The sequence below is a fragment of the Hartmannibacter diazotrophicus genome (assembly GCF_900231165.1).
Taxonomy (GTDB): domain Bacteria; phylum Pseudomonadota; class Alphaproteobacteria; order Rhizobiales; family Pleomorphomonadaceae; genus Hartmannibacter; species Hartmannibacter diazotrophicus.
Map to the genome: position 1 here is coordinate 4616582 of NZ_LT960614.1, position 20378 is coordinate 4636959.

Genomic DNA, 20378 nt, shown 5'->3' on the forward strand with positions numbered 1-20378 from the left:
AAATCTCAGTAGAACTGATCGAAATGAATCTGTCCGGCCGGCACGTTGCGCGCGACCAGCATCTGCTGGACCGCGGCGCCCATCGCCGGGGGGCCGGCGAAGTAGATTTCGCAATCCGCGAGACGCTCGCCGACGAGCTGTTCGGCCGCTTCATGGGCAAAGCCGCGCAGTCCGCTCCAATCGTTGGCCGCATCGGCCGCCGCGGAAACGACCGGATGGTAGTGAATGCGTTCGCCAAAGCCCGGCAGCGCCTCGAGCATTTCGCGGCCGCAAATGTCGCGCGCCGTGCGGCCGCCGTAGATGAAGTCGATGCGCCGTCCCGCGAGCTCCGGCGCGCTGGCCGCAGCGCGCGTGATCGAGATCATCGGCGAAAGCCCCGACCCGCCGGCAAGGCAGACAATGTCGCGGGGGGCATCCTCGCGCAGATAGGCCATGCCGTAGGGGCCGTCGAGCGTGATCCGGAAGCCCGGTTCGGCGGCCGCGAAGAGCAGGCCGGTCACCTCGCCATCCGGCACGCGCTTGATCTGGAAATGCCATTCGCCGGACTGGCCATCGGTGTTGCTCATCGAATAGGCCCGCTCGCCGCTCGCGCCGGGAAGCTCCAGCAAGGCATATTGCCCGGCCAGGAACGGACGCGGCGTGTCCAGCCGGAACCGGAACTCGCGAATATCGTGCGTGATGTCGCGCACTGCGATCAGTTCGGCGCCCTGACGCATCGGCCGAATGCGGCTTTCATAGCGCGGCATCATCCGAAGCTTGACGACGCAGTCGCCTTGCGGAAGCGCCTGACAGCCGAGCCGGCGCCCACGCGCAAGATCGCGCTCCGACAGGCCCGGCGGATCGGCCCGCCGGTGGATCACCTCGCCCTCGATGAGCTCGAAGCGGCAATTGCCGCACGATCCGACATTGCATTCGTAGGGAAAGCCCATGCCGCTGCGAAGCGCCGAGCGCAACACGGTGTCGTCCGGCTCGCAGGTCCAGCCTAGTTCCGTCCCCGCAACTGCGATCCTCGCCATGGTCGAATGCTCCCTTCTCCGGCCTCGTGCGGACCGTCTGTCATTGTGGGAACCTGTCCGACCCCGGGCCGGCCCTTCCGGCCTGCCGCAGGCTCTGCGAGCCGATGCTCAGGGCCGCAGATAGCCGAGACGGGCCGAAATGCTCGTGGCCGTCGCCATCACGGTTGCGGACAGGTCGTTGAGTTTTTCGAGCGAAAGCCGAACCGAGGGACCGGCCACGCCGACGGCTCCGGCGATCGCCCCGTCGGACCGGCGAATGGGGGCGGCAACGCAGCGGATCCCCGGCTCGCTCTCCTCGTCCTCGATGGCAAAGCCTTGCTGCCGCACATCGGCGAGGATCGCGCGAAGAGCCGCCGGATCGGTAATCGTCTGTCCCGTCCGGCCGGCCAGCGGCGGCGTCAGAAGCTGGTCGATCGTCTCCTCTGGGGCATAGGCAAAAATCGCCCGCCCCACGGCGGTGCAGTATCCCGGACGCCGGACGCCGATGTCGGAGCGCATGCTGAGCGCCTGACGGCTTTCCAGGTTGTAGATGTACATGATCTCGGTTTCGGTCGGGATGCCGAGAAGCACGGTCTCGCCGGTCCGTTCGCGCAGATCGAACAGATAAGGGCGCGCCTCGCTGGAGAGCTCCATGCGCCGGCGCACCAGCGTGCCGAGGCCGAAAAGCCCGACCCCCAGCCGATAGCGCTCGGTCTCGGCATTCTGCTCCATCAGCCCCTCGGCCACGAGCGTCACCGCGAGCCGGTGAACCGTGCTCTTGGCGATGCCGAGCCGCTCCGCCAGCGCACTGACCCCGATTTCTGGTTCTTCTTCGGAAAAGGCCTTCAGAAGACGGATGGCCGTCGTCACCGACGACAGCCGGTTTCGTTGTGCCTTCGGCTTGCCCGATGCCGGGCGGGATGCGCTGCGCGTGGGCTTCATGTCCCCTTGGTTCCGCTCGATTTCTACCGCGCGTTCCATAGCACAGCTCTCCCAAACAACCACAGGCCCGATCAAACCCTTAGGGACGTCAGGATTTCGGCGACGTAATCCTCAGCCGTCGAAACCACCAGCATGGCGGCATAGGGGCGGATCGCCTTGAGCGTCGCGGCAAGATCCGCTCCGCCCTCGCCGGCATTGAGGACGATGCCGGTTGCCAGCTTGCCGTGAACGAAACAGCAGTTGCCGACGACTTCCGCCGCGCCGGCGGGGCTGCCGCTGCCAATGAGCATCATCGTCACGTCGGCGCCCGCGACCTCGGCGTTGAGGCTTGTCTCGTTGCCGTCGAGGTCTTTGAGAACCGCGTCGACCGGCAGGCTTGCCAACTGGTCCGTCGCCGGCCGCGCGCGCACGTATTTGAGGAACTTCGCGTCGTTCCAGGCCATGCCGGCGAGCGACTTCAAGACACGCTCCCCCGTCGCGTCCAGCGCGATGATACGCGAGGACCGGGGCCGCGAGTTCGGCTTGTTGATCCGGTAACGGGCCTCGTCGACCGTCGTCACGCGGGCACTTTCGCTTAGTCCGAGTTGCATCGCTCGTTCTCCCAATGGGCCGTCCAGGCCTTTCCTGGCGAAATCCGGGGCCGTACCCCGGATTTCCGCTTTCGCTCCGCCGGCCCTCTCAAGGGGCGCCGCCGGCACGGGTCACACCGACGAGTGCGCCTTCTTCGGCTCTGCGACCAGGGCATCGGCGGCAGCCACCTTGTAGGATTGGTCGACCGGCAGGACGACGGCGGCCGAACGCACGCGCTGGTGCTTCGGGTCGATGCCTGGCGGGCGGATTCCCTTTTCGTTGAGCGCCTTGGCCGCCCGCAGCAGCCGGTGCCTCGCCATGATGATGCCGTTGTCGGTCGAAACGAGGTTCTCCTTCGTCCGGTCGACGATCGGTCCCATGCTTTCCTGCAGCGAGGCATCCTGCATGGCAATGCCCTCAACGCCCGAATAGGTGGTGCCAACGCGCTGGGCCTCGCGGTCCATCAGATAATCGTTGTCTTTGTTGGCGAGCGGACGATAGCTGCCCGGCACATAGGTTACGTGGATGCCCTTGCCGTCCTTCATCGCCTGCCGTTCTTCCGCCTTGAGGGCACGCGTCGGATGGTAGTCGAAGCTCCAGGCCCAGCAGTTCTGGTCATCGATGGGGATCCAGAAATGTCCGTGCACCGGATGGTCGCCGCGCGGCGGCACCATGGTGAAGGAGGGCATCACCCAGGGCGTGATGCGCCAGTAGTAGTGCCCTTCCTCGGCATTGCGGCGGGCGCCGATGAAGAGGCCGCCCTCGCTGTCGACGACCTCGAAGAAAGGCCGCTTGTCGGACATGTTGTACTTGTTGCCGCGGGCGCCCTTGAAGAGCGGATCGCTGGAAAGGTTGCCGCTGTGAAGCCACGACACGTGGCTGGAATCGATGCCGCCCTCCATGGCCTGCAGCCAGTTGCACTCCTGCCAGCGCTTGGAGGTGAAGGTCTGTTCGGGAGCGACGCGGGCGAACTCCCACTCCGGCTCCGGCGGCTGGTTCTCCTTCGGGCCCATATAGGTCCAAAGCACGTCGCCGACCTTGATGAGCGGATAGGCCGCCAGCTTGATCTTCTGGCAGTAGCCGCTCTCTTCCGGCTCTGACGGCACATCGATGCACTGGCCCGTATGGTCGTATTTCCAGCCGTGATAGGGGCAGCGGATGCCGCCCTGCTCGTTGCGCCCGAACCATAGCGACACGCCGCGATGGGCACAGAACTCGTCGATCAGGCCATAGTCGCCGTTGCTGTCGCGAAAGGCCAGCAAGCGCTCGCCGAGCAGCTTCACCCGCACCGGCGGGCTGTCGTTCTCGGGCAGTTCCTCGGCCAGAAGCGCCGGAATCCAGTAGCAGCGGAAGAAGTCTCCCATCACGGTGCCCGGATCGGTCTGGGTCAGGAGATCGTTCTGTTCCTTCTTCAGCATGGTCATTTCCTCCAGGAAGCGGCGCCCGGTTTCTGCCCGGTCTGCCGATTGCTGCCAGACCAAATCCGCTTGGCCGGGCGGGTTGACGTCGTTGCGAGACTTGCTATCTTGATGTTGTTCTTATATGCGGAACGACGTTTCGTTTTAAGAAGGCTACAGCCGGACGGGACCACGGTCAAGGCCGGCGAAGTGGGGCGGAACTGAAACAGAAGAGGAAGTCATGGCGGAAGCCCGCACAAAAATCAGACTGTGCTCAACCGACGACGTCGATTTCGACAGCGCGATCAGGGTCGAAACCGAGGACCTCGTGCTTGCCGTCTTCAATATCGACGGCGTTTTCTTCGTTACCGATGACGAATGCACACACGGGCCCGGATCGCTGTCGGAAGGCTATATCGACGGCCACACCGTGGAATGCGATTTCCACAATGGGGCCTTCGATATCCGCACCGGCGCGGTCGTGACGCCGCCTTGCATGGTGCCGGTCAAGACCTACAAGGTCGTCGTCGAGGACGGCGCGGTCCTGATCGAGACCTGATGCCGCCCTCGCAAGGCGCGGAAACGGCGGCCTGCGGACCCGGCTTCTGGCGGGGTTGCCGCAGGCCTTGACCGATCTTTGCCTGCGCGCCCGTCAGAGATTTCCGACGAGCATCGCAACACCGGCAACCGCCGACAGGCCGCCCGCAGCGCGGGCATAGACGAGACCGCCCCGCTTCGCCGCGCCGGACGACAGATGACCGAGGCCGACGCCTGCGGCATGCAGAAGGATCGTCGCGGCCACGAAACCGCCGCCATAGGCAAGGCCACTCGCGGTTTCCGGCATTTCCGCACCATGTGCGTGGCCGTGGAACATCGCGAAGACACCGACAATCCCCATGGCGACGGCAACCGGCGCCTGAATGCCGAGGGCGACCATCCCGCCGAGAACCAGGACCGACAGCGCAATCCCGGTCTCCACGAAGGGAAGCGGCATGCCGGCAACGCCGAGCGTGCCACCAATCATCATCACCGTCACGAAGGCGGCCGGAACCAGCAACGTCGCGCGGCCCCCCATCCTGCCGGCCAGCATGCCGACCATCACCATCGCCAATACGTGGTCGAGACCGCCGATCGGATGCATGAACCCGTGGGCGAAGCCGCTGGTGGCTCCAACGCCGGTATGTGCGAAGGCGGACGTCGTCGCCGCGACAAGCGACGCGCTCCCGACAAGCCCTGCCACGGTGGTGGAAACGATCCTCTTCATTCCTGTTGCCCTTTCGTCTCTTTCGGCCGCACCGGCCAGAACTGCCCGTGCCACCGCGCAAACGCGCGACCTCCCTGCCGGGTGGCCGATCACCGTATTAGAAGGATCGTCGAGCCGGTCATTGGCCAGTATCGATTTCATCTGGCACCCAACAGGCAGGGCTTTGGGTCCGGCGGACCCGTCAGGAGGGGGAACAGACGGGCTGTCGAATGAATGGGATGGAACGGCATTGGCGCCTGCCGGCTGCACCCTCGCATTCATGTTCGCAGAAAGACCGAATTTGCATTTGCAATTGAACAGGCCGGCGATCAGCCTTTCGCCAACCGCAGCGACGGAGCGTCCGGCGCTGTCCCGACTTCATGCAGAGGGAGCAAGGAATGGCGGAGGATATCGGCAGCGAAGCCACGATCGGGCACAACAGCGAAGGGCCGGCGGAAAGCGTGGTCTGGGAGCGCTGGACCAAGAAACGGACCTTTGTCCGTGCGCTCGAGGGCACGTATGGCGAGTTGATGCAGGAGCTCTTCTCGCAGCCACGCGTCTATCACACCAAGGACTTGAAGTGGAAAGGCGGGCCGCAGAACTTCGGCAAGAAGGTCATCAATCCCCAGGCGGTCAAGGTCGCCCAGTCGATCGAGACCCATATCGACGTCTTCTCGCCCGGCGGCTACGGCCAGAAGCACGGCCACATGAACAGCGCCGTCTTCTTCGTCCTCAAGGGGCGCGGCCACGACATCCATGACGGCAAGCGGCTCGACTGGGAGGCAGGCGACGCGCTGATCGTCGAGAACGGCTGTGTCCACCAGCATATCTCCGACGACCCGGACGACGAGACGATCGTCCTGATCATGAAGGCCAAGCCGCTCTTCCTGTTCATGCACCTCATCTTCCAAAAGGTCGTCGAGTATCCGCCGAAGTCCGCCGTGCCGGGCCAGGAAGGCTACCACCCGCCGGAAGACCTCTGAGCCCCCGTCCTTCTGACGTCAGCACCATTGCCAAGACCGGAGTTTCATTCATGTCCGCCATCCCGTCCTTTCTGGATTCGACCGAGAAGGAGCGCGCCCGCTCCGGGGACACCTATGTGAATTTCTATGCGGAGGCACTTGCCGCCTCGAAGCAGTTTCGGGAGGAATACGAAGATCGTCTCGGCGTCGTGAAATGGCACCAGATGCCCATGGAACGCTCACCGGATGGCCTCATCAAGCACGTCATCAACGAACGGATGAACACGAAGGAATGCTGTCTCGACATCTACATGCAGTTCCTCGGCCAGGGCGAGGCCACCGGCACGAGCCGCCATCTCAGCGAGGAGGTGGCCTATGTGATCGAGGGAACCGGCTACGACCTGCACTATGATGTCCGTTTCGACTGCAAGGACACCTTCGTGTGGGAATGGGACACGACGCCGAAGAAGGTCGAATGGGGACCGGGCGATTTCATCTATATTCCGCCCTACTGCGCCCACAAGCGCTTCAACACCGCTGCGACGGAAGCGCGGGTGATCGTCATCAACAGCCGCATCATGAAGGCGATCGGTTTCGACTGGTTCGACCAGCTCGAGCCCGCGAAGGGCTTTGAGGACCTCTGGATCCCGCCGGAGGATCCGGACGCCGGGGCCTGAGGCGCCGAAACACGGTAACGATTGTCGAGCTTGGCGGTCTTGCGCATGGCATGCCGCCAAGCCGCCAGTGCGGCGATATCTGAAACGCTTGGGTTTGATGGTCCGGAACCGGCGGGGGCTCACCTAGATGATGCGCCCCCATCGTGCCCGTCCGAACCTTTCAAAGGCAGTCCAAGCGAGAAGTCCTCCCAAACGGGCAGAGGTTGGCGTGCGCGATGCCGAAAAATTCGATTGGCCGGCACGCCATCTCTCACATCATCCCCAGCAATCGCGGCAGGGCCAGCGAGATTTCGGGCACATAGGTCACGAGCAGCAGGAACCCGAGCATGGTCATGAGCCAGGGCATGACGGCGACGGTGAGGTCGGTGATGCCCATCTTGGTGATGCCCGATGCGACGTAGAGGTTGAGCCCGACCGGCGGGTGGCACATGCCGACTTCCATGTTGACGACGATCATGATGCCGAAATGGACCGGGTCGATGCCGAGGCGCACGGCGACGGGAAAGAGGATCGGCGCCATGATCAGGACAATTGATGAGGGCTCCATGAAGTTGCCGGCGGCCAGCAGGATGATGTTCACCATGATGAGGAACATCCACCAGGAAAGGCCGGTCGAGACCATCCATTCGCCCAGCGCCTGGGGAATGTTCTCGTGGGTCATCAGGAAGGAGAACAGAATGGCGTTGGTGATGATGTAGAGCAGCATCGCCGACATGTTGGCCGAGGCGAGCAACACCTTCGGCACGTCCTTGAGACTCATGTCTCGATAGACGAAGACGGCGATGACGAAGGCGTAGACCGCGCTCATGGCAGCGGCTTCCGTCGGTGTGAAGGCGCCGGTGTAGATGCCGCCGATGACGATGACGATGAGCAAAAGGCCCCAGACCGCCTTGCGGAAACTCATGAGGCGCTGGTCCCAGCTTGCCTTCGGCAGGCGGGGATAGTCGAACTTGCGAGCGCGATACCATGTGGTGAGGCCGAGCAGCGTTGCCAGCATCAGGCCGGGCACCACGCCGGCCATGAAGAGCTGCCCCACGGAGGCGGAGGAGACTTCCTTGCCGTCCGGGCCGATGGCCAGCATGCCGGAGGTCGCCACCGAATACATCACCATCACGATCGAGGGCGGGATCAGGATGCCGAGCGCGCCGGAGGTGGTGATGATGCCGGCGCCGAATTCCTTCGGAAATCCCTGGCGCACCATGGCCGGCAGAATGACCGAGCCAATGGCGACGACGGTGGCCGGCGACGAGCCGGAGACGGCGGCAAAGAGCGCGCAGGCGATGACGCCCGCAAGCCCGAGGCCGCCATACCAGTGGCCCACCATGTCGGTGGCGAAGTTGATCATGCGGCGGGCAACGCCGCCGTGCGTCAGGAAGTTGCCGGCGAGAATGAAGAAGGGGATCGCCATGATCTCGAACTTCTCGATGCCGGTGAAGAGCTTCAGCGCCACCGTGTCGAGCGGCACGGACGTCATGGTGAAGAGGAATGCGAGGACGGTGAGGCCGAGGGCGATCGAGATCGGCATGCCCGTCAGCATGAGGGCGATGAGACCGCCGAAGATGAAGCTCGCGCTCATGGGATCAACGCTCCTTCGGCGTCAGCGGGCTGGCCGCGATGGCTGAGGCGGCCGCATCGTCGTCGACGCCGTCCACATGGCCATGGTCGTGGTGAGGCAGTTCGCCAGTGCGGGCGTAATGGACGGCGACCTGCAGGAAGCGGAAGCACATCAGGAAGGAACCGAGCGGGATCGCCAGATAGACGATCCACATCGGCACCTCCAGGTCGACGGAGGTGGACGTCGTGTGGGCGATGTCCCAGACGAAGCGGGCGCCGAGTGCGCCGATGATGCCGGTGAAGAAGGCGCCGCAGGCGAGGCCGAAGAGGATGAAGCTGTTGCGCCACCTGTTGTCGAGCCGGTTGATCAGCACGTCGATGCCGACGTGGATGCCGGTGCGCACGCCATAGGCCGCGCCGAATTTCGCCATCCAGACGAAGAAGATGATGCAGAGTTCCTGCGCCCAGACCAGATTGATCTGGCGCAGCGAGAGATAGGTCGCCTTCGCCCCGTCGGCGAGCCACATCATGTCATGGCTGCGTCCGAAGCCGATGAGGCCCGCAACGAAGCCAAGCGAATAGCGATGGGCGACGGAGACGAAGATGATGACGGTCGCCAGCGCGATCAGCGTCGCGATCAGGATTTCCTCGAGGCGGTCGAGCATGCGGAGCATGAGACGGGCTCCTTCGGTTGGATGAGACGTTCGGGCGATGTGGTGCGGCGGGTCCAGCCGCTCCCGGTCCCTCCCCCGGCTAGGCGGGAGAGGGCTGCGAACTTCGGAAAACGGGCGTTGAAAAAGGCCCCCCGCCAGGACAGCGAGGGGCCTTCATGCCTTACGAAGAGCCGGCGGCGTACTCGACCTTCTTGATGAGGTCGGCACCGATGCGGTCCGACATCTGGTCGCGGACAGGCTTCAGGGCCGTGACCCAGGCGGCGCGCTCGTCGTCGGTCATCTCATGGAACTCGGTCGTGCCGGCGGCCTTCATGGCCTCGAGCGCCTTGTCGTTCTCTTCCTTGGCGATGCCGTTGGCGTAGTCGGTTGCTTCGTCCATGGCCTTCGTCAGCTCGCCACGGATGTCGTCCGGCAGGCCGTCCCAGAATTTCTTGTTCACGATCACCGCATAGCCGAGATAGCCGTGGTTGGAGATCGTGGCGTGCTTCTGCACCTCGTTCATTTTCTGGGTGTACATGTTGGACGGCGGGTTCTCGGTCCCATCGACGACGCCGGTCTGCAGCGCCTGGTAGACTTCCGAGAAGGCCATGACCTGCGGCACCGCGCCGAGGTCATTCATTTCCGCCTCCAGAACTTTCGACGACTGGATGCGCATCTTGAGGCCGAGGAAATCGTCCGGCATATGCAGCGGCGAGTTGGCGCTCATGATCTTGAAGCCGTTGTCCCAATAGGCAAGGCCGGTGATGCCCTTGTCGGCGAGCTTTTCGAACAGCTCCTTGCCGATCGGCCCCTTGGTGACCCGATGCAGGGCGCCGTAGTTCGGGAAAATGTAGGGAAGGTCGAAAACCTCGAAGTCCTTCACACCGAGCGGGCCGAATTTCGCCAGCGACGGAGCAAGCATCTGCACCGCGCCAAGCTGCAGGGCCTCCAGCTCTTCCTTGTCCTTGTAGAGCTGCGAATTCGGGTAGACCTCAACGGTCACCTTCCCGTTCGTGTATTTTTCGGCCAGTTCCTTGAACTTGTCCGCGCCTCTGCCCTTCGGCGTGCCGGGAGCGACCACATGGCTGAACTTGATGACGATCGGATCGTCCGCCAGAGCCGGACCTGCGGCAGCGAGAGAAAGCACAAGGCCAAGGCCTGCCGCGGCGGCGACCGCGGTGCGACGGGTAATCATGAGCGGAACCTCCCATTGGTTTCGGCCCCTCGGGACAACATCCGGTCCATTTTGACCGATTGCTGCTCCTTCCCCCGTGAGGCATCGAGGGCTATTAGGAAGAAAACCCGGGTCTTCGCTATTGTGGAGATCCGAAACACCGGCGCACATCAGCACAAATAGCCGGCGAGCGAACAGGATTGCACGAAACGCGGTCCAGGGAAGGCACGGGGATGGATGGCGGGCAAGGACTGCCGGACGATACCGAGATGGCCGCGCTGCCCGTATCGGGCGGGGCGCGGGATGCCATTCTGTCCGCAATGCCGGTTGTCGCCATCGTCCTGCTCGTCACCCTCGTCGGCGCCCTTCTCTATGTCCTCGACAGGGAGGAGACGGAGCGCGCCCGCACCCAGCTGATTTCCGATGCGCTCTGGGTGGAGCAGACCCTGCGCTTCCAGCTTGCCACCGACGAGGACGCGGTGAGCCGTCTCGCGCTCGATGCCGGTCGCCATGATCTGGCTGCGACGACCGTGCTCGACCGCGCCCGCGTGCACGTCTCCAACAATCCGGAAGTGCTGTCCATCGCCTGGTTCACGGGCGCGGGCGAGCTGGTCGGCATGGTGCCGGACCTGCCCGCCGGGACGACCATGCCGGACGCGGTGACCCGCGTTCTCGGCATGACGCGCTTTTCCGTGCGCCCGATCTACGGCGATCTGCGCACGGTTTCAGACGGATCCTTCGTTGTCGACATGGCGGCCGCGGTCGGTCCCGGAAAAGGGGCAATCGTCACCACCATCTCGCTCACGGCCCTGATCATGCGGCACGTGCCCTGGTGGATCGCCGAAAAATACGCAGTCCGTCTCGTCGACGCCTCCGGCGGGCTGAAGGTTGAAAAGTCGCGCGTCGAGCCGCTGAAGGGCGTCGAGCACACGATCAGCTTCGATCCACCGCTTGCCGGTCTTTCGCTGGTCATCGCGCCCTACAAGATGGCGTCGGAGTTTTCCTCCAACATGCTGATCGCGGCAATCCTGGGCCTGGCCTTTCTGGCCGTGCTCTCGCTGCTTGTCCTGCAGCGGCACGTGGCGCGGCGGCGGCGGGCCGAACAGCGGCTGAAGGCCGAAACCGCCTTCCGGCGCTCGATGGAGGAAAGTCTCACGATCGGGATGCGCGCGCGCGACCACGAGGGCCGCATTCTCTACGTCAACGCCGCCTTCGCGCGCATGGTCGGCCTCGCCGTGGAGGATCTCATCGGCCTCAAGCCACCCATGCCTTACTGGTGCGAGGACCGGCTCGCGGAGACGATAAGGCGCCACGAGGCGCTGGCCCGGTCGGTGCCGCAGCCGCAGAGTTTCGAGACGCGCTTTCGCCGGGCCGACGGCAATGAATTCGACGTTCTCGTCTACGAAGCGCCCCTCGTCGATGGCGCCGGGCAGCATCGCGGCTGGATGGGCTCGATCATCGACATCACCGATCGCAAGGCCGCGGCGGAACTTGCGCGCCTGCAGGCCGAAAGCCTTGCGCGCACCGGCCGCCTAGTCACCCTCGGAGAGATGGCCTCGACGCTGGCGCATGAGCTCAACCAGCCACTTGGCGCGATTGCCAGCTATGCCGCCGGTTCGCTCAACCTTCTGGACCAGACGCCGCAGAGCCGGGCACGCGAGGACGTGACAGCGGCATTGAAGAAGCTCGCGGTCCAGGCCGACCGCGCCGGTCAGATCATTCGCCGCATCCAGGATTTCGTGCGCAAGCGCGAGCCTCGTTTTGCCGCCCTTGCCATCGGGCCGGTCATAGAGGAAACGCTCGCCTTCGTGCGCTCCGACCTTGCCAATGCCCGCGTTCGCATCGAAACGCGCATCGACCTTGGCCTGCCTGCCCTCACAGCCGACCGCATCCTCATCGAGCAACTGCTGATCAACCTCGTGCGCAACGGCGCCGAGGCGATGGCGCATGAGCCGGAAGAGCACCGCATTCTCAGCATTTCGGCTTTCTGCGAAGCGGAAATGCTGGTCATTTCCGTCACCGATCGCGGACCCGGCATCGAAGAAGGGCTGGCACCGCGGCTTTTCGAAGCGTTCGTATCGACGAAGGCGGAAGGCATGGGCATGGGGCTCAACATCTGCCGCTCGATCGTCGAACTGCACCAGGGCAAGCTCTCCCATGCACCCCACGACGGCGGCGGCACCGTGTTCACCGCGCAGCTTCCCCTGCAACTGTCCCTGGCGGATAGAGAGGCTCTGCCGACATGACCCAGGAAGAAAACGGCGGCACATCGCACGGTGTTGGCGGACGGGTTCTGATCGTCGACGACGACGAGGCCATCCGGGATTCCCTGACCTTCCTCTTTTCCTCGCGCGGCCTCGTCGCGGAAAGCTTCGCGAGTGGCGAGGCCTTTCTGGATCGCGCCAAGGATGACGCGCCCGTCTGCATCGTCATGGACATACGCATGACAGGCATTGGCGGCATCGAATGCTTCGACCGGTTTCAGCAGGACGGCGGCACCGATCCGGTGATCTTTCTCACAGGCCATGCCGATGTGCCGCTGGCAGTGGAGGCGCTCAAGAAGGGCGCCTTCGACTTTGTCGAAAAGCCCTTCAATGACAACGCGCTCGTCGAAAGCGTGATCGCCGGCCTCAACGAGGCGCAGACACGCTACATGCGGACCGCCGACCGTGACGCATTGGCAACCCGCCTCAAGAGCCTCACGCCGCGTGAGCGGCAGGTTCTCGATCATCTGTTGGAAGGCCGGTTCAACAAGCAGATTGCGGACGGCCTCGGCATTTCGATGCGCACGGTGGAGGTGCACCGTTCCCGGGTCTTCGAGAAAATGGGCGTGCGCAATGCCGTAGAGCTGAGTCGCCTGTTGGTGGACGGCTCGCTGTGACGCCTCATTTGACAATCCGGTCTGCCTCGCAAAGTCCGGGAACGGCATTTTTTATCCGCACAGGCTGATTCCGAGGCCTATCCGTCCAATGGGTCGGGCGCGCGCCGAACGCATCTGCAACTCGGTGATCGGCGGGTCACGGCGTGAGCCGCGACGGCCGATCAATGGACGGGTAGATGATCGGAAAAGACCGGGTGTCGCCGGTTCACAGGAAGCCTGCCCGGCAGAACAAAAAAAGGCCCTCCGGAGGAGGGCCAGTCGGGGTCAGGAGAGGAAACTGGAAGAGAAACCAGAAAGCTGGACCGGCGGAAGAATTGGGGCTCAAGGTGGGGCGGTGCCGGTCACCACCGCCCCGAACCTCGCTGCGGATTAAAGGGCCAGCGAGAGGTCGCTGTCGCCGATCGCCTGGTCCGCGATGGCCATCACATCGCCATCGATGGAGTTGAAGGCGCCGTTGCCGGCCACGACGATGGCGTTGTTGACACCGACGTTGATCTCGATGTCGCCGACGAGGGGACCACCGAACATGTCGTACATTTCCAGGCCGTAGCCCATGTCGCCGACGTGCTGGGTGGCGACAGCCGCCACGTCGCCGCCGATGTGGTTGCCGATGCCGTTGCCGGCCTCGACCTGAGCCGTGTTGGTGCCGAGGTTCATTTCCGAGCCGAAAGTGGCGAGCCAAGCTTCATACATGTCAATTCTCCGTCAAGGTTGCGAGCGTGGGGTGATCCGCTCTGGAGGTCGTCGGACCGTTTGTTTCGTCCGATGACCAGACCTTGCCTCAACCGGCCGGCGGCTACTGTGATGTTCATCACACTCCTGATTTTCCCGATTTTCGAGGACTGCGGCGGCCGGACGGCGGCCAGCTGACCCGCTCGGTCGCCGTCGCGTTCGGACGCTTTCTCCTCGGGCCACTTTCCGTGCGCAAAGCACGTCCCCGGTGCCCGGAGTCTCTCCGAGCATCGATCCTCGAACATGCCGCGTTCAGGTGAAGGCGTATGAGGGAACGCGTTCTGCCCTGAACTCACCCCCGCAGAGGATGGCGTGAAGGGTGCTGATACGAATCCCCCTGGCCATGCGTTGCTCCGGGAGGGGAGCGACAATCGCAATCACAATCGCGTCGCCATCGCCGTTCGGACATGTCCGTTCTCGCGCCGGGCAGCAAAGGTTCCTACGCGCACGCGCGCGGTCATCCCTACTCGCCACGGTTCGCGGACGACGCCCCGGCGTCCTAGCCGGCGAAGCGGCAAAAGCCCCGCGCCAGGAAAAATCCATCGCCAGAACGCAAGTGTGAGGTTGCTCACAGTCCGCGCCGGGCGGCTCGGGCATTGTCTGGTCATCGGCGGACGGAAAGCAGCTCCTCCGGTGAAACCTGAAACCCAGACCACTCCAGACGAAGGATGATCGCAATGTTTCCTTGGCTCCCGCTTCCCACCACTGAGATCAACGAAGGCCACAACGGCGCGTCCGTGAACGTCGCCAACGGCATCGCCAACCACGTCGGCGGAGACGTCGCAGCAGTCGCCAGCCAGCACGTCGGCGATGTCGACTACGGCTACGACTACGACTACGGCACCGACATGAACCTCGGCACGAACTTCGCCGACATCTACGCCGGCAACGGCGCCTTCAACTCCATCGAAGGCAGCGTCGTTGCCTCCGCCGAACAGTCGGTCGGCGATGTCGACGGCTTCCCGGTTCTCTTCTGAACCGGGTCTGGCGCCGCCGCCCTCTCACCCTGCTCAGGGAAACGGGACCAGCGGCGCCGACCTCCAGCACTGAACACCCAGACCTCGACCACTCAGACCCAACCCACTCCAGATGAAGGATGATCGCAATGTTCCCTTGGCTCCCGCTTCCCACCACTGAGATCAACGAAGGCCACAACAGCGCGTCCGTGAACGCCGGCAACGGCATCGGCAACCACATCGGCGGAGACGTCGCTGCCGTCGCCTCCCAGCATGTCGGCGATGTCGACTACGGCTTCGACTATGGCTTCGACTACGGCTCCGACACGAACCTCGGCACCAACGCTGCCACCGTGAACGCCGGCAACGGCATCGGCAACCACATCCACGGCGACGTCGGTGCATATGCCACCCAGCAGGTCGGCGATATCGGCCACGACTATGGCTACGACTACGGCACCGACCTGAACTTCGGCGCCAACGCTGCCAACGTCTATGCCGGCAACGGTGCCTTCAACTCCATCGACGGCAGCGTCGTCGCGGTGGCCGACCAGTCGGTCGGCGATGTGGACGGCCTCCCGGTTCTCTTCTGAGCCGGGCCAGGCGCCGCCCGTTCCCCCTCGGGAACCCTGCCCCTGGGAAACAGGACCGGCGGCGCCGACCTCCAGACTGAACACTGACCTCAACCACTCGGACCCAGACCACTCCAGATGAAGGATAATCGGCTATGTTTCCTTGGCTCCCGCTTCCCACTACTGAGATCAACGAAGGCTACAACGGTGCGTCCGTGGACGTCGCCAACGGCATCGCCAACCACGTCGGCGGAGACGTCGCAGCCGTCGCCAGCCAGCACGTCGGCGACATCGGCTACGACTATGACTACGGCACCGACATGAACCTCGGCACGAACTTCGCCGACATCTATGCCGGCAACGGCGCCTTCAACTCCATCGAAGGCAGCGTCGTTGCCTCCGCCGAACAGTCGGTCGGCGATGTCGACGGCTTCGCAGTTCTCTTCTGAGCCCTCCAGCGAAGTCACCTCACAGACGGGCGTCGTGCATCCGCACGGCGCTTGTTTGCGTTTCCGGTCCTCGACCGAAGAACCGGTCCCGTGTGATGGACCTCACAGTCCTGATGAAGGGTTCGCGGCAGGATGGGCTCATGAACGAACCGGGCACCGCCCGAACCGAGGACCATCGCCATGAAGAACACGCCCCGCTCAGCCGCCGATCAACTCCAGGCCGCCATCCAGGCTGTCCGCAAGCCGCTTTGCGGCGTCAGCGCCATCAGCTCCATCGGCAACATCCTGATGCTGACCGGTCCGGTCTTCATGATGCTCATCTACAACAAGGTGCTGACCAGCAAGAGCATCCCGACACTGGTCGCCCTCAGCCTGTTGGTGCTCGTCCTCTACGTCTTTTACGGCTTCCTCGAGGGGCTGCGCAGCAGGCTCATGGCCCGCGTCGGCATCGCCTTCGACCACCGGCTGGCGCCGACGCTCTTCAGTGCGACGCTGAAACTGCCGCTGCAGTTCGGCCCCTATGCCCGCGAACACGATCCGCTGCAGGATCTCGCGGCAGTGCGCAACTATCTGATGGGACCTGGCCCGGTCACGATCCTCGACCTGCCCTGGGTGCCGCTCTACTACTGCCTCCTCTTCGCCATGCATCCCCTGCTCGGCGTGGCTGCTGTGGGCGGTGCGGTCTTCCTGCTGATCGTGAGCTTCATCAACCAGCGGGTGATGCGCAACTCCAGCAGCACCGCCAACCGCCTGCATGCGCAGACCTCGGTTCTTCTGCTCGACGCCCGCCGCAACGCGGAAGCCGCCGCGGCCATGAGCATGGGCGACGACCTCTGCAAGCGCTGGGGCGAGGGCTACGTGTCCTCCATCTCCCATGCCCGCGACCTCGCTGACCAGGCCAGCCTCTTCAGCGCGATCTCGAAGACGGCGCGCCTGACGCTGCAGTCGGCCATGCTCGCGCTCGGCGCTCTTCTGGTGATCGAGGGCGAGCTGTCGGCCGGCGCCATGCTCGCCAGCTCCATCATCCTCGCCCGTGCGCTCTCGCCGATCGACCAGATCATCGGCCACTGGCGCGCCACGTCGCACTCCTTCCAGGCGTTTCGCCGGCTGCGCATGCTGACCGCCCGCCTGCCCAAGGCGGTCGCCCAGTCGCACAGCATGCCGAAGCCGCACCGCACCCTGTCGGTCCGCGACATGGTGATCGTCCCGCCGGGCACCAACAACGCGACCGTCAGCGGCGTCTCCTTCGAGGTCGAAGCCGGCGACGCGCTCGGCATCATCGGCCCGAGCGGGGCGGGCAAGTCGAGCCTCATCCGTGCCCTCGTCGGCGCCTGGCCGGTGGCGCGCGGCGAAGTCCGCTACGACGATGCCCTGATCTCGCACTACTCGTCCGATGCCATCGGCAACGCCATCGGACACCTGCCGCAGAGCATCGAACTGTTCGACGGCACGATCGGCGAGAACATTGCCCGCTTCCGCAAGGGCGCGACGACCGACCAGATCGTCGAGGCGGCCAGGCTCGCCGGCGTCCATGACATGATCCTGTCCTTCCCGCGGGGCTACGACACGCCGGTCGGCGAAGGCGGAACCATCCTCTCCGGCGGTCAGCGTCAGCGGATCGGCCTTGCCCGCGCGGTCTTCGGCAACCCCTTCGTGGTGGTTCTGGACGAGCCGAACTCGAACCTCGACCCGCTGGGCGAGCAGTCTCTCAACGAAGCGGTGCAGCGCCTGCGCCAGAACGGGCAGATCGTCATCATCGTCGCCCACCGTCCGAGTGCGATCTTCGCCTGCAACAAGATCCTGTCGCTGCGCAAGGGCCGCGCCGAGATGTTCGGTCCCAAGCAGCAGGTGCTGACCGCCCTGTTCCCGCGCCTCGGCCAGCCGCACAAGCCGGCCCCGACGCCGGAAAGCCAGCCGGCCATCAACGCGCCGGCGAACGACGCGCGCATTCCGTCCAGCGCCCTGAAAAACGGCACCGACACCGTGGTCACCAGCCTCGATCAGTCGCGGGTCCGGCGCCAGCAGGAGGCGAGCGCAGACTGCGCCGTGTGACGTCCGTCACAGTCGGCAGGCCACGTCTTGCAGCAAAGTCCCGGGCATCGGAGGCGCCACCCGGCGCCTCCCCATCGTTTCGAAGGACAGAACCATGACCGAATTCGACAAGGACCTCTTCGAGATCGACTCCTCGATCAAGAAGCTGATGCGCTGGTTCCTGATCAGCTCCCTGTTCGTCCTTGGGGGCATCGGCGCCTGGTCCATAATGGCCCAGGTCGACAGCGCCGTGATCACGGCCGGTACGTTCATGCCCGAGTCCAATGCCCAGGCCGTGCAGCATCCCGAAGGCGGCGTCGTCGGCGAGATCCTCGTTCGCGAGGGCGACCTCGTCCGGGAAGGACAGGTCCTGATCCGGCTTGATGCCGCGAAGGTCCGGGCGGAGATGCGCATTCAGGAAAGGCGCCTCGTCGATCTTGTCGCCGAAAGAGCCCGGCTTCAGGCCGAACGTCTGGAGCAATCAACCATCGTGGAGCCGGTTCTTCCCGTCACCTCCGAGGACGCGGAGCAGGAACTTCGCGCCGCGCTTGTCTCGGAACGCGGGCTGCTTGCGGAACGGATGTTCACCCGGAAGATCCAGGCCTCGCAGCTTCAGGAACGCCGCACGCAGGTGCAGTACCAGATCGACGGGCTGGAGCAGCGCCGCGAGGCCATCATCGAGGAAATCGAGCAGGCCGAGGGCCACCTCGCCGACCTTCGCCAGCTCGATACGAAAGGGCTCATCCGCCGCCCCGTCCTGCGCCAGAGCGAACGCGACGTTAGCCGCCTCAAGGGCGATCTCGGCGATACCGAGGCGCGGATCGCCTCGGCCCGTTCGCAACTCACCGAGACGGAAATGAAGATCGCGGAGCACGACCGCGGCGCAAAGTCCGAGGTGCTGAGCCGCCTTCATGAGATCGACGCGCAGGTCGCCGAGGTGACCGAGCAGGCGACGGCTGCCCGCGATCGGTTGCAGCGCCTCGACCTGCGCTCACCGCGCACGGGCCTCGTGCACCAGCTTGCGGTTCATACGATCGGAGGCGTTATCTCGCCCGGGCAAGTGGTGATGTCGATCATCCCGAGCTCCGAGCCGTTGGTTGTCAGCGCGAGCATTCCGCCCTCCGATATCGACCAGGTTCACATCGGCCAGGCGGCAACCGTCAAGATCAGCGCCTTCAAGATGCTCGTCATTCCGGAACTCGCGGGCAAGGTGATTTCGATGTCGCCGGACCAGGTGGTCAACCCGAAAACCGGCCAGGCACACTTCGCCGTCAAGATCGGGATCGATCCCGAGGAGCGCGGCAAGCTGGAAGGCAAGGAGTTGACGCCTGGTCTGCCGGCCGAAGTCTTCATCGTTGGCGAAAGTCGCCGGGTCATCACCTACCTGACCCAACCCCTGACCGAAAAGCTGGAACTCGCCTTCCGCGAGAAGTAAGCACGCCGCAGAACCAGGAAAAGGCCGGGTGCCGCAGACGTGGACCCGGCCTTTTCACGTCGACTGGTGTGCGTGGGCAAGATGACAAGCCGACATGCCAAGGAAACATGGCGTGCCATAGCGTCTCTTCCGGACTTCCGGAGATCCCTGAACTTGCAGGAGCGCTCCGGCGCCGCGGCAGGCGCCCGGATTGCCTCTGGCCAGCATCGGCCGATTGGCGCATTCTCTTCGTCAGGATCCGCAAGCGGGGGAAACGGCTCTTGTCGACGACGATCTCGCCACTGGTCGCGGCGATCTCGACCAATCCCATCTTTTCCGGTCTTGGGCCGGAGACGATCGAAAAGATCGCCGAGCTGACAGTCACCGTTCGCCTGGCGGAGGGGGAGACGCTGTTCCTGAAGGGCGATCCGGGCGATGCCCTCTACTGCGTGCGCCGCGGTCGCATCCACATCATGGCGACGACGGCCGGCGGCAAACATCTCATCATGAACGTGCTGGGGTCTGGCGACGTCTTCGGCGAAATCGCCCTCCTGGACGGCCGCGAACGCTCGGCCGACGCTGTCGCCGCCGAAGCGACGGAGCTTCTCACGATCCGCCGGTCCGATTTCCATGACCTTCTCAAACGTCAGCCGGAAATCAGCCTGCACCTGATGGAGCTTCTCTGCGAGAGATTGCGCTGGACGAGTGGCCGGATGGAAGAGGTCTCGCTCCTGCCGCTGCCGGCCCGGCTGGCGCGGCGTCTGCTCAAGCTGGCGGACGACTTCGGAGAGGAGATCGAAATCTCGCAGGAAAAACTCAGCACTCTCGTCGGCGTCACCCGGGAAACGGTAAACCGCCAGCTTCAGATCTGGAAAAGGGCCGACATCATCGCCCTCGATCGCAGCCGGGTGACCATCAAGGACGAACCGCGCCTGATCCGGGAGGCCCGGTTGGCCGACGAGGACGACTGAAAGGGCCGGGGAAACAAGCGTGGGGTAGTCGTCTCGATCCGGCGCCTGTTGGCGCCCATGCCGCACCGAACCCGACAAGGGCGGTGGCGAGGACGGCCAGCGATCGCATACAGGCGATGCGTGCGCCTTCGGGCAATTTACGGACGACGCTCAAGGCATCGCAAAAGGCAGTCATACGGTTTCATATGACTGCCTTTTGCGATGC

20 protein-coding genes are annotated in these 20378 nt (G+C 64.3%); 11 read left to right on the forward strand and 9 right to left on the reverse strand.

What is annotated here, in order from left to right:
• Window positions 1-5 precede the first annotated feature (5 nt).
• From HDIA_RS21370 to HDIA_RS21385, 4 genes are all read right to left on the reverse strand, one after another.
• Window positions 6-1016, reverse strand: coding sequence for a 2Fe-2S iron-sulfur cluster-binding protein (locus HDIA_RS21370; protein WP_099557991.1), 1011 nt, complete (start codon window positions 1014-1016; stop codon window positions 6-8).
• 108 nt (window positions 1017-1124) lie between these two features.
• Window positions 1125-1937 (reverse strand): IclR family transcriptional regulator, encoded by an 813-nt coding sequence (locus HDIA_RS21375; RefSeq protein WP_245884017.1) that lies wholly within the window; start codon window positions 1935-1937, stop codon window positions 1125-1127.
• A 71-nt stretch (window positions 1938-2008) separates the two neighbouring features.
• Window positions 2009-2527, reverse strand: coding sequence for a hypothetical protein (locus HDIA_RS21380; protein ID WP_099557992.1), 519 nt, complete (start codon window positions 2525-2527; stop codon window positions 2009-2011).
• Window positions 2528-2638: 111 nt separating this feature from the next.
• A complete protein-coding gene (locus HDIA_RS21385; RefSeq protein WP_099559078.1) occupies window positions 2639-3925 on the reverse strand; it encodes an aromatic ring-hydroxylating dioxygenase subunit alpha in 1287 nt (428 codons plus the stop codon).
• Between the two features lie 220 nt (window positions 3926-4145).
• Between HDIA_RS21385 and HDIA_RS21390 the strand changes: the two genes are divergently transcribed.
• Window positions 4146-4463: a non-heme iron oxygenase ferredoxin subunit gene (locus HDIA_RS21390; RefSeq protein ID WP_099557993.1), complete on the forward strand. Its 318-nt coding sequence runs from the start codon at window positions 4146-4148 to the stop codon at window positions 4461-4463.
• Window positions 4464-4556: 93 nt separating this feature from the next.
• Here the strand turns inward: HDIA_RS21390 and HDIA_RS21395 are convergent, their stop codons facing one another.
• Complete coding sequence (locus tag HDIA_RS21395; protein WP_425432962.1) at window positions 4557-5159, reverse strand: HupE/UreJ family protein; 603 nt, start codon at window positions 5157-5159, stop codon at window positions 4557-4559.
• 386 nt (window positions 5160-5545) lie between these two features.
• Here HDIA_RS21395 and HDIA_RS21400 point away from each other — a divergent pair, with 386 nt between their 5' ends.
• Both HDIA_RS21400 and HDIA_RS21405 read left to right on the forward strand, forming a co-directional pair.
• Window positions 5546-6130, forward strand: a complete 585-nt coding sequence (locus HDIA_RS21400; protein WP_099557995.1) for a cupin domain-containing protein — start codon at window positions 5546-5548, stop codon at window positions 6128-6130.
• A gap of 50 nt (window positions 6131-6180) precedes the next feature.
• On the forward strand, window positions 6181-6786 hold the full coding sequence (locus HDIA_RS21405; protein WP_099557996.1) for a cupin domain-containing protein: 606 nt from the start codon (window positions 6181-6183) through the stop codon (window positions 6784-6786).
• A gap of 250 nt (window positions 6787-7036) precedes the next feature.
• On the opposite strand, the gene HDIA_RS21410 is transcribed toward HDIA_RS21405, so the two are convergent.
• The 3 genes from HDIA_RS21410 to HDIA_RS21420 all read right to left on the reverse strand — a co-directional run bounded on the left by HDIA_RS21410 (window position 7037) and on the right by HDIA_RS21420 (window position 10188).
• Window positions 7037-8362, reverse strand: coding sequence for a TRAP transporter large permease (locus tag HDIA_RS21410; protein ID WP_099557997.1), 1326 nt, complete (start codon window positions 8360-8362; stop codon window positions 7037-7039).
• A gap of 4 nt (window positions 8363-8366) precedes the next feature.
• Complete coding sequence (locus HDIA_RS21415; protein ID WP_099557998.1) at window positions 8367-9014, reverse strand: TRAP transporter small permease; 648 nt, start codon at window positions 9012-9014, stop codon at window positions 8367-8369.
• A gap of 160 nt (window positions 9015-9174) precedes the next feature.
• Window positions 9175-10188, reverse strand: a complete 1014-nt coding sequence (locus HDIA_RS21420) for a TRAP transporter substrate-binding protein (protein WP_099557999.1) — start codon at window positions 10186-10188, stop codon at window positions 9175-9177.
• A 212-nt stretch (window positions 10189-10400) separates the two neighbouring features.
• Here HDIA_RS21420 and HDIA_RS21425 point away from each other — a divergent pair, with 212 nt between their 5' ends.
• Both HDIA_RS21425 and HDIA_RS21430 read left to right on the forward strand, forming a co-directional pair.
• Window positions 10401-12413 (forward strand): sensor histidine kinase, encoded by a 2013-nt coding sequence (locus HDIA_RS21425; RefSeq protein ID WP_173796277.1) that lies wholly within the window; start codon window positions 10401-10403, stop codon window positions 12411-12413.
• On the forward strand, window positions 12410-13048 hold the full coding sequence (locus tag HDIA_RS21430; RefSeq protein WP_099558000.1) for a response regulator transcription factor: 639 nt from the start codon (window positions 12410-12412) through the stop codon (window positions 13046-13048). Before HDIA_RS21425 ends, HDIA_RS21430 begins: the two co-directional genes overlap by 4 nt.
• A gap of 369 nt (window positions 13049-13417) precedes the next feature.
• On the opposite strand, the gene HDIA_RS21435 is transcribed toward HDIA_RS21430, so the two are convergent.
• Window positions 13418-13741 (reverse strand): hypothetical protein, encoded by a 324-nt coding sequence (locus HDIA_RS21435; RefSeq protein WP_099558001.1) that lies wholly within the window; start codon window positions 13739-13741, stop codon window positions 13418-13420.
• A 716-nt stretch (window positions 13742-14457) separates the two neighbouring features.
• Between HDIA_RS21435 and HDIA_RS21440 the strand changes: the two genes are divergently transcribed.
• The 6 genes from HDIA_RS21440 to HDIA_RS21465 all read left to right on the forward strand — a co-directional run bounded on the left by HDIA_RS21440 (window position 14458) and on the right by HDIA_RS21465 (window position 20173).
• The gene (locus tag HDIA_RS21440; RefSeq protein WP_099558002.1) at window positions 14458-14757 is read left to right on the forward strand and encodes a hypothetical protein; all 300 of its coding nucleotides are present in this window, start codon (window positions 14458-14460) and stop codon (window positions 14755-14757) included.
• Window positions 14758-14885: 128 nt separating this feature from the next.
• Window positions 14886-15329: a hypothetical protein gene (locus HDIA_RS21445; protein WP_099558003.1), complete on the forward strand. Its 444-nt coding sequence runs from the start codon at window positions 14886-14888 to the stop codon at window positions 15327-15329.
• A 134-nt stretch (window positions 15330-15463) separates the two neighbouring features.
• Window positions 15464-15757 carry a hypothetical protein gene (locus HDIA_RS21450; RefSeq protein WP_099558004.1) on the forward strand — a complete coding sequence of 98 codons (294 nt, stop codon included), beginning with the start codon at window positions 15464-15466 and terminating at the stop codon, window positions 15755-15757.
• 180 nt (window positions 15758-15937) lie between these two features.
• Window positions 15938-17809 (forward strand): type I secretion system permease/ATPase, encoded by a 1872-nt coding sequence (locus HDIA_RS21455; protein ID WP_099558005.1) that lies wholly within the window; start codon window positions 15938-15940, stop codon window positions 17807-17809.
• A 94-nt stretch (window positions 17810-17903) separates the two neighbouring features.
• Window positions 17904-19223, forward strand: a complete 1320-nt coding sequence (locus HDIA_RS21460; RefSeq protein ID WP_099558006.1) for an HlyD family type I secretion periplasmic adaptor subunit — start codon at window positions 17904-17906, stop codon at window positions 19221-19223.
• A gap of 260 nt (window positions 19224-19483) precedes the next feature.
• Complete coding sequence (locus HDIA_RS21465; protein WP_245884019.1) at window positions 19484-20173, forward strand: Crp/Fnr family transcriptional regulator; 690 nt, start codon at window positions 19484-19486, stop codon at window positions 20171-20173.
• The last annotated feature ends 205 nt before the right edge of the window (window positions 20174-20378 follow it).

What these genes read in the sequence shown, in the direction of transcription:
- HDIA_RS21390 (WP_099557993.1), top strand. Translation starts at nt 4,146, where the DNA reads ATGGCGGAAGCCCGCACAAAAATCAGACTGTGCTCAACCGACGACGTC.
- HDIA_RS21430 (WP_099558000.1), top strand. Translation starts at nt 12,410, where the DNA reads ATGACCCAGGAAGAAAACGGCGGCACATCGCACGGTGTTGGCGGACGG.
- HDIA_RS21420 (WP_099557999.1), bottom strand. Translation starts at nt 10,188, where the DNA reads ATGATTACCCGTCGCACCGCGGTCGCCGCCGCGGCAGGCCTTGGCCTT.
- HDIA_RS21385 (WP_099559078.1), bottom strand. Translation starts at nt 3,925, where the DNA reads ATGCTGAAGAAGGAACAGAACGATCTCCTGACCCAGACCGATCCGGGC.
- HDIA_RS21425 (WP_173796277.1), top strand. Translation starts at nt 10,401, where the DNA reads ATGGATGGCGGGCAAGGACTGCCGGACGATACCGAGATGGCCGCGCTG.
- HDIA_RS21400 (WP_099557995.1), top strand. Translation starts at nt 5,546, where the DNA reads ATGGCGGAGGATATCGGCAGCGAAGCCACGATCGGGCACAACAGCGAA.
- HDIA_RS21370 (WP_099557991.1), bottom strand. Translation starts at nt 1,016, where the DNA reads ATGGCGAGGATCGCAGTTGCGGGGACGGAACTAGGCTGGACCTGCGAG.
- HDIA_RS21410 (WP_099557997.1), bottom strand. Translation starts at nt 8,362, where the DNA reads ATGAGCGCGAGCTTCATCTTCGGCGGTCTCATCGCCCTCATGCTGACG.
- HDIA_RS21375 (WP_245884017.1), bottom strand. Translation starts at nt 1,937, where the DNA reads ATGAAGCCCACGCGCAGCGCATCCCGCCCGGCATCGGGCAAGCCGAAG.
- HDIA_RS21415 (WP_099557998.1), bottom strand. Translation starts at nt 9,014, where the DNA reads ATGCTCCGCATGCTCGACCGCCTCGAGGAAATCCTGATCGCGACGCTG.
- HDIA_RS21440 (WP_099558002.1), top strand. Translation starts at nt 14,458, where the DNA reads ATGTTTCCTTGGCTCCCGCTTCCCACCACTGAGATCAACGAAGGCCAC.
- HDIA_RS21450 (WP_099558004.1), top strand. Translation starts at nt 15,464, where the DNA reads ATGTTTCCTTGGCTCCCGCTTCCCACTACTGAGATCAACGAAGGCTAC.
- HDIA_RS21405 (WP_099557996.1), top strand. Translation starts at nt 6,181, where the DNA reads ATGTCCGCCATCCCGTCCTTTCTGGATTCGACCGAGAAGGAGCGCGCC.
- HDIA_RS21455 (WP_099558005.1), top strand. Translation starts at nt 15,938, where the DNA reads ATGAAGAACACGCCCCGCTCAGCCGCCGATCAACTCCAGGCCGCCATC.
- HDIA_RS21380 (WP_099557992.1), bottom strand. Translation starts at nt 2,527, where the DNA reads ATGCAACTCGGACTAAGCGAAAGTGCCCGCGTGACGACGGTCGACGAG.
- HDIA_RS21445 (WP_099558003.1), top strand. Translation starts at nt 14,886, where the DNA reads ATGTTCCCTTGGCTCCCGCTTCCCACCACTGAGATCAACGAAGGCCAC.
- HDIA_RS21435 (WP_099558001.1), bottom strand. Translation starts at nt 13,741, where the DNA reads ATGTATGAAGCTTGGCTCGCCACTTTCGGCTCGGAAATGAACCTCGGC.
- HDIA_RS21460 (WP_099558006.1), top strand. Translation starts at nt 17,904, where the DNA reads ATGACCGAATTCGACAAGGACCTCTTCGAGATCGACTCCTCGATCAAG.